9 protein-coding genes and 1 pseudogene are annotated in these 13269 nt (G+C 36.7%); 4 read left to right on the top strand and 6 right to left on the bottom strand.

Features of this window, described 5'->3' with window-relative positions; genetic code table 11:
- Window positions 1-30: 30 nt before the first annotated feature.
- Together grpE and hrcA are read right to left on the bottom strand one after the other, a co-directional pair.
- Window positions 31-693, bottom strand: a complete 663-nt coding sequence (gene grpE / locus ACFINR_RS02030) for a nucleotide exchange factor GrpE (RefSeq protein ID WP_375611384.1) — start codon at window positions 691-693, stop codon at window positions 31-33.
- Window positions 694-817: 124 nt separating this feature from the next.
- Entirely contained in the window at window positions 818-1888 is a 1071-nt protein-coding gene (gene hrcA, locus ACFINR_RS02025) for a heat-inducible transcriptional repressor HrcA (RefSeq protein WP_273790224.1), read from the bottom strand.
- Between the two features lie 513 nt (window positions 1889-2401).
- On the opposite strand from hrcA, the gene rdgB reads away from it, so the two are divergent.
- The gene (gene rdgB, locus ACFINR_RS02020) at window positions 2402-3049 is read left to right on the top strand and encodes an RdgB/HAM1 family non-canonical purine NTP pyrophosphatase (RefSeq protein WP_375652394.1); all 648 of its coding nucleotides are present in this window, start codon (window positions 2402-2404) and stop codon (window positions 3047-3049) included.
- The gene (hemW, locus tag ACFINR_RS02015) at window positions 3046-4245 is read left to right on the top strand and encodes a radical SAM family heme chaperone HemW (protein WP_375652393.1); all 1200 of its coding nucleotides are present in this window, start codon (window positions 3046-3048) and stop codon (window positions 4243-4245) included. The genes rdgB and hemW overlap by 4 nt, the downstream gene beginning before the upstream one ends.
- Window positions 4246-5840: 1595 nt before the next feature.
- Here the strand turns inward: hemW and dapE are convergent.
- The 3 genes from dapE to ACFINR_RS02000 form a co-directional block, all read right to left on the bottom strand.
- Entirely contained in the window at window positions 5841-7013 is a 1173-nt protein-coding gene (gene dapE, locus ACFINR_RS02010; protein ID WP_375652392.1) for a succinyl-diaminopimelate desuccinylase, read from the bottom strand.
- A 222-nt stretch (window positions 7014-7235) separates the two neighbouring features.
- A complete protein-coding gene (locus tag ACFINR_RS02005; protein WP_375611379.1) occupies window positions 7236-7982 on the bottom strand; it encodes a M48 family metallopeptidase in 747 nt (248 codons plus the stop codon).
- Window positions 7983-8013: 31 nt separating this feature from the next.
- Entirely contained in the window at window positions 8014-8793 is a 780-nt protein-coding gene (locus ACFINR_RS02000) for an alpha/beta hydrolase (protein WP_375652391.1), read from the bottom strand.
- A gap of 196 nt (window positions 8794-8989) precedes the next feature.
- Here ACFINR_RS02000 and infC point away from each other — a divergent pair, with 196 nt between their 5' ends.
- Window positions 8990-9508, top strand: a complete 519-nt coding sequence (gene infC, locus ACFINR_RS01995) for a translation initiation factor IF-3 (protein ID WP_026500140.1) — start codon at window positions 8990-8992, stop codon at window positions 9506-9508.
- Window positions 9509-10102: 594 nt separating this feature from the next.
- Entirely contained in the window at window positions 10103-11869 is a 1767-nt protein-coding gene (locus ACFINR_RS01990) for an ABC transporter ATP-binding protein (protein WP_375652390.1), read from the top strand.
- A 717-nt stretch (window positions 11870-12586) separates the two neighbouring features.
- Here the strand turns inward: ACFINR_RS01990 and ACFINR_RS01985 are convergent.
- Window positions 12587-12864 (bottom strand): annotated as a pseudogene (locus ACFINR_RS01985) (integrase arm-type DNA-binding domain-containing protein); the annotation flags it as partial.
- Window positions 12865-13269 lie beyond the last annotated feature (405 nt).

Below are 13269 nucleotides of genomic sequence, written 5' to 3'. Positions count from 1 at the left end.
TTTACGATAGAGGTTTGTTATTGATGTGTTTTAAGCCGAATCAGCTTCAACAGAAGCTTCTTTTGCTCCTCCTTTAGCTACACCCACTATAGCTGGACGTAACACCCTTTCCCCGATAATATAACCTGCCTGAACCACTTGTTGAACAGTATTATCTGGAACATCAGCATTGGGAATTTCAAACATCGCTTGATGAAAGTGAGGATCAAATTTTTGCCCCTCTGGATGAATTTTTTGCACCCCATGACGTTCTAATGCTGCCATCATGGCACGTTCAGTCATTTCAACGCCTTCTGCCAATGATTTCAAACCAGCATCACTCTCCCGTGCACCTTCTGGAATAGCTTCCAAAGCACGATTGAGATTGTCAGAAACCGATAACATATCCCGTGCAAAATTAGCAATGGAATAAGCTCTTGCATCCGCCACATCTCGCATAGTACGGCGTCGAAGATTTTCCATATCTGCAACAAGACGTAAAAGCTGATCTTTCAGTTCTTTATTTTCATCCTGCAAAGACGCTAAAAGATCACTAACCTCATTGCTTTCTGTTTCAACGACTTCGTGTTCCTCTGTTTTATGTGTTTTTAAAAATTCATCGGCTGCCTGTTTAAGTGTATTACGATCAGCTGGATTTTTTAAATCACAATTTTCAAATGAAGCGTCAGTAAATTTGTTTTTTTCATCAGACATAAAAATTTTATTCCTTCATAAGATTCGTTATTCTCGATATCGAAATTCTACAGACAAAAATCAAGGGGTAGCAATGTATATAATACAATGAGCTTTTATAGTACAAATACTTACTTGCATCGTTTTAACGCAATAACTGTGACACAAGTTGAGCTGTATAATCAACCATGGGCACGATCCTTGCATAATTAAGCCGTGTAGGACCAATAACACCTAAAGCACCAATGACTCTTTGTTGTGAATCACGATAAGGTGCTACAACTAAAGAAGAACCAGAAAGAGAAAATAACTTATTTTCTGAACCAATAAAAATTCTAACCCCAGAACCTTCATCCGTTAAATCGAGAAGCTGTGCCATACTCTCGCGCGTTTCAAGATCATCAAACAAATGGCGTAACCGTTCTAAATCTTCTTCTGCTTTCACATCTTCAAGTAAATTGCTACGCCCGCGAACAATGAGGTGTATTTTATGATCAGCATCTTCTCCTCCCCAAAGAGCTAATCCCGTTTCAACAAGATGATGTGATAAATCATCAAGTGCGGCCCTTGTTTCTGCGCATAAGCGGGCAATTTCCCCTTTAGCTTCACTCAATGTACGCCCTTGAATATGGGCATTGAGAAAATTCGTTGCTTCCGTCAATTGTGCATGGGTAACCCCTTCTGGTAAATGAACAATACGATTTTCAACTTCACCTTGTTGAGTCACCAAAACGGCAAGAGCGTGCTCTCTATCAAGGCGCACAAATTCAATATGTTTCAATGTTCCTTCTTGTTTTGTTGCTAAAACAAGCCCTGCCCCACGTGAAAGATCTGAAAGAACTCGGCTTGCTTGAACAAGAAAATGTTCAACCGATTGTGCATGACCAGCCTCTTTGACTTGCATTTCAATATTTTCTCGCTCTTCGTTTGGCAAATCACCCGCTTCCATAAATGCATCAACAAAAAAGCGTAAACCTGATTGTGTTGGCATTCGACCCGCAGAAACATGTGGTGCATAAATCAAACCGAGATGTTCAAGATCACTCATCACATTGCGAATCGTCGCAGGCGATAATGTCTGTTGTAAAAGCCGCGAAAGATTACGTGACCCTACAGGTTCACCATCATTAAGATAAGCTTCAACAATATGGCGAAAAATATCACGCGAACGTTCATCAAGATATTTTAGTTCATTATCAATAGTTTTGTGCTTCATCACAATTGTTTCACTACTTTTAAAATCCTCATCTCTTATATAAGTTTTGCCAAGGTTTGGTCAAATAGTCTAAAGTAGTATAAAAACATATTATCCTATTGAGCTGTAAAATGCTACCTTTCAGAGTGATGCTTGATAAATTACGCAGGAAATATTTTTGTTAGAGTGTGTGAGAAATATTTAAGATTAAGAATTGATCTGTAAAGTGGTCTGCTGTAGGGACTTGTAAAGAGAATCTAGATTGATTAAAAACCGCTGTAAATAGAAAATTTCACCCTTTAGAGTAAGCAGAAAATTGGAAGTTTACCATAAAATGCTATCATAAAAAAGACATGTCTTTCCTATCTTTGCAAGGTTATCTTCGTGCAAGATAAAAAATTTTATTGGAATAAAATATCATAAAACGTGTAAAATAATCATATTATGTGAAATCAAGCAGAATATGTGTGTATGAGCATTTAAACCGTTTTTTAGCACAAAAATAATTCCCCTTTCATTTTTGGAGAAATCTATATGAGAAGCATAGCAGATAAAAAACTTGTCATTGCTACACATAACACCGGAAAATTGCATGAAATCACTACTTTAATTACGCCTTTCGGTTTAATAATACAATCGGCAAAAGAACTAGGCTTGCCAGAACCAAAAGAAACGGGAAAAACATTTGAAGAAAATGCTTATATTAAAGCTTTTTCAGCAGCAAAAAAAACAGGACTTCCTGCCTTCTCTGATGATTCAGGCTTAGAGGTAGATGCATTGGAAGGTGCGCCAGGCGTTTATACCGCTGATTGGGCAATTCAAACCGATGGTACACGTAATTTTCCAAAAGCTATGAAAAAAATAGAAAATGAACTCCAAAAAGTCGGAGCACAAGAAAAAAGCCAACGGAAATGCCGTTTTATATCCGTCATTTGCATTGCATGGCCTGATGCTCATGCAGATTACTTCCGTGGATGCGTTGAAGGAACGTTCATTTGGCCTCCACGGGGAGATAAAGGCTTTGGTTTTGATCCTATTTTTTTACCCGATGGATATGAAAATACCTTTGGAGAAATGTCAACAGAGCAAAAACACAACTGGAAACGTAATGATATTCCCCCTCTTTCACATCGCGCACGTGCTTTCAAACTTTTGGCAGAAAACCTTTTAGCATTCTCATGAATGAACCTTTTGGCATTTACATTCATTGGCCCTTTTGTGTAGCTAAATGTCCTTATTGTGACTTTAATTCGCATGTTCGCATCCATGGTGTTGATCAACCACGTTTTGTCACCGCCTTTAAGCGCGAAATAGAAACGCAATACCACAAAATAGGCCCACGCCATATTACAAGTATTTTTATTGGTGGAGGAACCCCTTCCCTTATGGAGCCGCAAACTGTCGATGCCCTATTGCAAGCACTTGCAAAAAAATGGGTAGTCGATGATAAAGTTGAAATTACATTAGAAGCTAATCCATCCAGTGTGGAAGCAGAGCGCTTTCGTGGATACCGTGCGGCAGGTGTTAATCGCTTATCTCTAGGGATACAAGCGCTCAATGATAAAGCATTGCGCAAACTTGGCCGACTCCATAATGTGGAACAAGCTCTTTGCGCTATTACTTTAGCACGGCAAATTTTTCCACGTTTATCTTTTGATCTCATTTATGCCCGCCCCGAACAAACCCTTGAACAATGGAAATCTGAACTTGTACAAGCAATTGATTTAGCAGCGGACCATCTTTCTCTTTATCAATTGACGATCGAAGAAGGAACCGCCTTTAAACGGCTTCATGATGCAGGAAGACTTATCCTTCCCCCATCAGAGCTAGCAGCAGATCTGTATCATCTTACTCAAGAAATAACGGCACTACATGGACTTCCTGCCTATGAAATCTCAAACCATGCAATGCCCGGTGCCGAATCAGCACACAATCTTCTTTATTGGCGTTATCACCAATATGCAGGTTTTGGTCCAGGAGCACATGGACGTTTCATTGAGCACGCACCGAATCATTCCTCTTTCTGTTCAAAAACATTGTCATCACACCTTGAAAACCGCGAACGTTATGTCACAATAAATGAAAAGCATCCCGAACAGTGGCTTAATTTGGTAGAAACAACAGGACATGGCTGTATTGAAACGGAACATTTAACCACTGAACAACAGGCAAATGAAATGCTCCTTATGGGATTACGCCTTTGCGAAGGCTTAGAACTTATACGCTATGAAACCTTAAGCCCTAAACGTATCCCAATGGAAAAACTGATCGATTTACAACACCAAGAATTGATAGAAATGGTGGATAACCAACGCTTAAAAGCAACAACCAAAGGACGTATTGTTCTTGATCACATCATCAGCCAACTTGCAAATTAAAGTTTTTATAACAACATACTTATTTTAATCATAATTATCATTTTTCATAGCAAGGTGAGACTAGAATATTGTGAGATTCTCTCATTTCAAAACTATTTATAGCAAGTTAGTTATCGCCATTTGCTTACACCTTAAAAATAGAGAAGCTTGTGGATAAAAACTATAAAAAAGGAGTAAAAAGGCCTCTTATGAACACTCTTAAGTGCTAAAAGCTATTGCAATATTTTGAGCTAGAAAGTGTATGGTGCTCTAACTTTATTTTTCATAAACATAAAGATGGGGAGGCATTATAGATTTTATATTACAACATTCATAAGCACCGTAGTAGCACAAATGTGATAAACATTGAGAAAATTTCTTTAAAACAAGTATGTGAATGCATAATACGATAATGTATTGTTCTTTATGAAATCGTGGCACCATTTAAAGAACCAGAGAAATAAGCATGAAGCCATGCATCAGTCTCTGATTATTTAAAAAGATATTACTCTAGTTACTTTTGAAAACCGTAAAGCCGAATAAAAAAGAAAGTAAAAAAGCACGCTGATTTTCACCTTTATACCTTTATATTTTTCCTCAATGAGATTGTATGTCTGTTTCAGAGATTATAAAAAATAGATATACACAATGCTTTTATCCCATTTTGGCATATAAAAGCTGTTGTCGCAAAAAATACTGAACCAATATTTATTTGAGATACGCGGCTGTATGATCGGTATTAATTTATAGGTAACAGCAACATCATGAGCTTTACTAAACAAATAATGCGCTCAAATGGCAAATATACTAAATATGAATCGGTATTGCTTTGTTAGCGAGCGAAACGATGTTAATCTCATATGATCTTACTTGTATGCGTATATGCTTATAAGTGTCTGTACCCGTCCTTTAAAGTTATTTAATTTAAAAAATTGAGAATAATACTAGGACAATCTTTGGTTAAAGAAATCAACCTGCTGCTACAAAAAATTCTGTGTATCTTTATCATAACCAATATTAAAGCTGATTAAATAAGCTCACCTTCTATCTCGTAATGATTTGCAACGGAAGTTCTTGGGGACAAAAAAGCAGAGCAAAATATATGAAATAAAACAAACTTAAAGCGCTTTTCCTATAGGCTTTATTCTAAGAGAGTCTAATTGGAACAAGAAGTACCTTTTATGCGAGTGCAGAAAACATATAAAAACATGAGCTGTGAATGAGCGCATTTATGTTGTACGAACTTTTTACAATAGCAGCATGTTTTTGTGTGTCTTTATGGCATCAACCTGTCATCACACAATGATGATATAATATTCATTGTTTTCCATATATGATTGCGTGTGACTTCCTTTCTACACTTTAAAGAACGAATATTTTCAATCCAATATGGTCTAAACAGTTCTGCTTCTTCAAGCAGATCTCTTTTGGCTTTTCAATTATGTAATTCACTTAACTAAAGACTCTACAGGCAAGAATCCCAACTTAAGAATATTCATCACTTACTCTAAGACTACTTAATATATTAATTTACGAGTCTCGTATCACCACACCATAAATGGCAATATCTTATGGCACAACAAGATAAAGGTATTTTTGAACCAGCAACCTTTTCTTTATGCAAAAAATTCAATAATAAAACGCTCATAAATAGTAGTAAGTGTTTCTATTGCATCAAGGGCTACACACTCATCTACCATATGCATCGTTTGCCCCGGTAAGCCAAATTCGACCACTGGGCAATAATCCTTAATAAATCGTGCATCTGAAGTACCACCAGAAGTGGAACATTCTGGTATATTCCCTGTTACACTTTTAATAGCATTGGATAAAGTTTGAATGAGTTTATCATTTTTGGTCAAAAAAACATCTCCTAAACTTGGAATCCATTCAAGCTGATAAGAGGGATATTGGTCACCATTGTTTTTTGATTGCACCAAAGCAAGACGCTTTTCAATTTCCTTCATCAGTGTTTCTTTTGTCCAAAGATCATTGTAGCGTATATTAAAATGAACTGTTGTCTGCGCTGGAATAACATTGACCGCTAAATTACCGGTATCGATGCTTGTTAGCTCTAAATTACTGGGTTGAAAATTTTCTGTCCCTTTATCTAAAACGGTTTGTGTCAATGCTTGAATAAGCTTACTTGCCAAAGGCAAGGGATTGGCAGCCCTCTCTGGAAAAGCAACATGACCTTGACGACCCTTCACGGTAATGACACCAGAAATCGATCCGCGGCGACCAATTTTGATAATATCACCAACAGTCTTTACGCTTGTTGGTTCTCCCACAAGAGCCGCAGTCCATTTTTCGCCTTTTTTTTCTGCCCATTTGAGAAGTTTTACCGTACCATTAACAGCAGGCCCCTCTTCGTCACCAGTAATTAAAAGGCTTACCCTTCCTTTAATGGGTCGTTTCTCAAGAACTCGCGCTAGAGCCGCAATAAAACAAGCGATACCACCCTTCATATCAACAGCACCCCGCCCATATAATTTCCCCTGATCTATAACAGCTTCAAAAGGTGGGTAAGTCCAATCTTCCAATGCACCTGGCGGTACGACATCCGTATGACCCGCAAACATAAGATGGGGTCCTTCACTCCCCATTTTTGCATAAAGATTTTCAACATTATCTGTATTTTTATCCGTAAAAACAGGGCGATCGACGTGAAATCCCATTTTTTTCAAAAATTGTTCCAAAGTTGATAAAGCCCCTGCTTCATGAGGTGTAACAGAAGGACAACGAATAAGTGCCTGTAATAGCTGAAGTGGATCTGTAAGAACAGACATAAAAAACCTTCCCATTTTTTTATAAGTCATCGGAACTTAGGGTTATTACGCTGAATTACAAAAAAGATAAAGCAAAACATTGAAGACACTCAGCAAACCAAGCAGGGGAGAACAATCGTGCTGAGAGCTTCAATGGCTTCCTCATTATGCATGAGCAAGCACACACTCAACAAAACACTCAACAAAAAGTTCCGTTAAATATTGCCTTCATTTGAAAGTTTTTTACGCCTCTAAATTATATGAATCAAAATTAATTGCATGCAGTCTAGGAGCATTTTCTTTCAACCAAGCACGATATGTTTTACTATCAGGACATAGCTCTTCACAAAGAGCCCAAAATCTTGGCCCATGATTCATTTCAACAAGATGAGCAACTTCATGGGCAACAACATACTCAACAACTTCTTTTGGTGCCATAATAAGGCGCCAAGAAAAAGAAAGACGCTTATCGATTGAACAAGAGCCCCAACGACTTCTCGTATCTTTATAACAAATGGATTTGACTTTACGCTCTACCTGATGAGCATAATGTGCCACCAAAGGCGTTATAATAAGCGCCGCTTGTTTTTTCAAAACGTCAGCAATGCGTCTTGGGAGATATTCTAATTGACCATAAACAATAATTTCAGGCCCTTGCTCCGCATCTGCTGTAATGATTTCTGTTACCCCACGTCCCTCTCTATGCTTTATGGTATGAGAAACACCCAATAAGGGAATTGTCGCCCCCTCTTTGAGATAAGCATTTTTATGAGAGATTTGTACATGAGCAAGACGTGCCTCAATCCAAGATCGATGCTTTTCAATAAAATTTTCAACCGCATAGAGATTTATTGCTGGTGGTGTTGTTACACAAATCTCCTGACTTCTGGCATCAATACGTAAGGTAAGACGGCGCGCATACTTATTTTCCCGCACCCGTACAGGTACAGAGCGCTCAGAAAAAATAAAATGCTGTTTAGAAATGCTCATATATTTTTATCTTCATCAATAAATGTACCCCTTACTTTGCATTAATCTGATTAATAAAAGATCTCAATACTGTTTCAAGGCAATCTAAATCTTGTGGACGAGAAAAGCGATGATCCGCATCACGAACAAGTGTCAATGTTACATCATGGAGAGGTAAATGATCAAGTAAAGTCAATGTATGCTGATAGGGGATATCTTCATCTTCCATCCCTTGTAGAATATGGACTGGACATCCAACATCAATGCATCCTTTCATAACACAATTTTCGCGCCCATCTTCAATCAATGTTTTTGTAAAGGGCATTGGCTCTGTATCATCAACTGCAGGTCGTTCAATATAGCCTTTATCCTCCAAAATCTTCCATTCTTCTGGGCCTAATTTTGGTTCCACCAATGTTTGTGTAAAATCAGGTGCTGGAGCAATCAATATCATGCCAGCAAGCTTCTTATTTTTCTGTGCTAGCATCATTGCAAGCCTTAGCGCAATCCACCCCCCCATAGAGGAACCAATCAAAATTTGTGGACCCTCACAATAGGTTTCAAAAGTCGCTAAACTTTCCTTAACCCAACGCGAAATTGTTCCTTGAAAAAAATCACCTTCAGATTCTCCATGTCCAGAATAATCAAAACGTAAACAAGACAAATCATTCTTCTGAGCAAACTGATCAACTAACGTTGCCTTACTTCCTAACATATCGGATTGATAGCCAGGAAGCCAAACCAAACCTGGAGATTGGCGCCCCTTGCGATAGCGTACTGCAAGTGCGGTGTTCTCAAATGAAAAAAACTGACAAGGAATATTTTGATCCATGATTTTTTATCCTCTATAAAACAATTTCTGTAAATTAAGAGAAAAACTTTTATAATCTAAATCATTCCAAAAAGTAATAAATCAAATAATGAAAATAACACGAATTATAGTTGTTTTTAGGTACATAATTGTATATTAAATTAACTGTAGTTGAATCAAAATTTAAGGAGCATAAACCATTCGTAAACCGTTTAAAATGACACCTACCCAAAAAGACGGACCACGTTCAAATCAGGATATTCGGGTACCTCATGTTCAGCTTATCAATGATGAGGGACAACATCAGGGAGTTGTTGCGATACAAGAAGCTCTTGCTATGGCTGCAGATGCGGGACTTGATTTGGTTGAAATTGTACCAAATGCGGAGCCACCTGTATGTAAAATCATCGATTTGGGAAAATTAAAATATCAAACCCAAAAAAAAGCTGCTGAAACACGTAAGAAGCAAAAAGTCATCGAAATCAAAGAGATTAAGATGCGCCCAAATGTTGATGTCCATGATTATGGAGTTAAACTCAAGGCTGTTCATCGCTTTATTGATCATGGTGATAAAGTAAAGATTACTTTGCGTTTTCGTGGTCGTGAGATGGCTCACCAAGATCTTGGATTAAAGCTTCTTCAGCGTGTGAAAGAAGATACAAGTGAAATTGCCAAAATCGAATTGGAGCCAAAGCTTGAAGGCCGGCAAATGATGATGGTGATAGCACCTAAATAGTTTTGCATTGGAATAATATTCGCATGCAACGCATCAAAATGATGTGTATAGTATTATTTAGAAGCACCACATAGAATTTTTGTGGTGCTTTTAAGGTTTTATAAATGTGTATAAATCCTTTTAAGAGTTTAATAATGCTTTATCAATTTATAAGAAGAATTCGTTATTTTGCATATTAATGAGAAAGCTCAAATATCGTAAGGTTTTCTTATTTCAATCTCTCTTATCATGCAATGCGGCAAAATTGTTTGCTTACACATCACAAATGGAGATGATACATAAAATTATTAAAAAAGCAGAAATGTTTTTTGTGAACCATTTCAAGTGCCAAAGACTATCACAATATGGAAATTGGTAAATACAATAGAGAAACTCGCCGGTACCTTTTATTGAAAACTAAAAATAATGATGAACAACGAATTTTCGTTATACCTTTCACAGAAACTTTGCACTACATTCTTCACTCTCACCGTCGTGAAATTGATGTGATGAACCTTGAAAGAAAAAGCTATTTTTGTAAAAAAGATTAAGGGGCTTTTTAATTAAGAGTGTTTCAATCTTGCATAAAATAATGAGAGAATATAGAAGCTCTTCATGGCTAAAAAACAAATTTCCTCTTTTGACAAACATCTTATTATCCGCCTTTTGCGAGAAAATTTTCGTAAACATATGCGTTGGTACAGTGCGGCTATCTTCTCAATGATCATCATTTCTTGTACCACAGCAACCAGTGCATGGATTATGCGGGATGTTGTTAATCAGATTATTGATGCACAAAATTTTCCTATGATTGTTTTGATTTCTAGCTTCATTGCTTTTATCTTTATTCTCAAAGGAGTTGCAACTTTTTTCCAAACTTACTTTCTAAACAAAGCAGGCAATAGTATCATTGCTGAACAACAGCGTAAAATTTTTGCACGACTTATGGAACAAGGAGTCTCTTTTTATCATAATAACACTTCATCTGATCTTCTTGTTCGTGTAACTCATAACGCGACAGCCGTACGTAATATAATTGATACTATTATCACAACTTTTGTACGTGATTTGCTTTCCGTTAGTGGTCTGTTGCTTGTCATGTTCATTCAAAACTTTGTGTTAATCTCCATTACTTTAATCGTAGGACCACTAGCTTTTTTAGGCGTTCGAATGGCTTTAAAACGCGTTCGCAGCTTGATGGAAAAAGAGCTCCTTTCACTTGGTGAAATTATCAAAATCGTACAGGAAACGGCTGTTGGTATTCGAATCATCAAGGCCTTTTCACTAGAAGAAGTCATGAAAAAACGGATGGACAAAGCCATTTGTGATGTTGAAAAACAAACAAACAGTATTGCAACACTCGAAGCTATTACCAATCCAATTATGGAAACACTCACGGGTGTTGCCATTGCAGGTATTATTTGTTTTTCCGGTTATCTTGCAACCCAACGCGCAGGTGTTCAAGGTGAATTTATGTCCTTTATTGTTGCTTTACTTTTAGCTTATGAACCCGCAAAAAGACTAGCAAATGTACGTGTTAAAATTGAATCTGGCTTGGTCAATATCCGTACGATGTTTGAAATACTCGATTGTCCCCTTACAGTTATAGAACATAAAGAAGCTAAAGATCTGAATAAAACGCAAGGAACTATTCGTTTCGAACATATTTCTTTTGCATACACTAATAACAAAATGATATTGAAAGACATCAATCTAGAAATAGAAGCCGGAAAAATGACAGCATTGGTGGGACCATCCGGTTCGGGAAAATCAACCCTTATCAACCTTATTATGCGCCTCTATGACCCCACAAAAGGACGCATATTGATTAATGATCAAGACATTCGCTACACAACATTTCGCTCTCTGAGAAACCTGATGGCCTATGTAGGACAGGATACTTTTCTCTTTCAAGGAACTGTTAAATATAATATCGGGCTAGGAAAAGAAGGAGCTAGTGATGACGAAATTATCGAAGCAGCAAAAGCAGCAAATGCTCATGACTTTATTATGAGTTTGCCAAATGGTTATGATACACAGATAGGTGATAATGGCTGTAATCTTTCAGGGGGGCAAAAACAACGACTCGCTATCGCTAGAGCAATGATTCACGATAGTGAAATTCTGATTCTTGATGAAGCAACAAGTGCGCTCGATTCACACACCGAAGCACAAATTAATGAAGCTATTCATCACCTTACTAAAGGACGCACAACGATCATTATTGCTCATCGCCTTTCAACGATTGCTCGTGCTCATAAAATTGTGGTCATACAAAATGGACAACTGATTGAACAAGGTACCCAAAAAGAATTGCTAGCAAAAGAACATGGGTTTTATAAAAAACTTCATAATATCCAGTTCAAAAAACATACCTCCTAATTTCTAGATCCTTAAATAAAATTTGAAATAAAAAATGGATAGAAGGTAATGCTCCATTTATAAAAAAGACTTGTTACCACGAAAAAGCATTACTTTAATCAAAGTTGGCAAAGAATTTATGGTTTATTGAAAATAAACTTCTTGGATTTAGATGAAAACTTTACTCGCTATTTTGTTGAATGCAAAAGATAAGATGTAATTTGCTTATTGCAAATTTTCTTTATATTTATGATGAATCAATCAAAAGCGCTTGTTGTACGTCATAAGAGATATTGGTATATGCATAAAAACTCTTAAGATAAGCAATAAAAATACCTCTACACTTTCAAGTGAAAAGATTGTCAGCAACATGAGAAGCTGGAAAATAGAATGATAATGCCGGCTTATAGCTTTAGTAAATACTTATACCTTTATTAATAATGGTAGTGTGGATTTTATACCATTCATAAGAGGTACTTTATACCATTTCACAAGCAATCTTATGAAATAGACTCAAGCGCACACTGAGAAATGTTCCTTTAAAACAAGTACATAAACTTGCAACACAATAATGTTATATTTTGGAGTATTCTGTTTGGGGAGCTATTCGTTATAAGAAAAGTGATCTTATTCCAGACACAATAAACAAAATCTAAAATAATAGGTAATTTTTATTATTAAAAAATATTGCTTTAAATGCGTTTGACAATAAAATCGATATCTTATGAATTCTCTGCTTGCCTCACGTTTTTGACGGTCTTTAATGGAATCATGTCCTTCACATAAAAACAGAATGCCATTGTGTTGCAAATTCACCTGCTTGTTTTAAAGAAATCTCTCTCAAAGTCTTCCCCAAGCCCATTTCGCGATAACGTCCGTGAATTGTATAATGATAAATCCATTAAGCTGCCCTATCTTTACGCTTATGGAGTAACAAGCCGGCACCATTCACACTATTCTGCCAACTCCTAATGTTGCGACAGCTCTTAGCTCTCGAGATGATTCATAAGAGGCATTTTTAGTCATTTCTTAATAGTTTTATCCACACAGGATTCTCCGCTTGTAGTATACAAACCGAATGGTTTTGATTGATTCAATACGAAAGAGATTCGTACGATATGCAAAGTTCTAATTCAAGTTGAATAACAATAAATTATCTTTATAAATCAATATATTGCACAGACTCCATTCTTTAGGCAACAGCACGATATGGGCTTGAAAACAAGGTAAGGTACTTCTCTAAAATAAATATATAGCAGCAAAATAACATACTATCTTTCGTGAAGATTTTGTCCCTTTAGAGAATAGCATAACAAAAATCGAATATTTCAGATATATCTCTTCACGCCTCAACAAAAAGCTTCTTCTTTTATAGGATTTCTAGTCTATGCCTCCTTCCTCAGATTTAGAAATGAGAGACA

It is taken from the genome of Bartonella sp. AP19HLJMH, assembly GCF_042196245.1.
Lineage (GTDB): Bacteria > Pseudomonadota > Alphaproteobacteria > Rhizobiales > Rhizobiaceae > Bartonella.
This window is presented reverse-complemented; position numbering and strand designations above follow the sequence as displayed.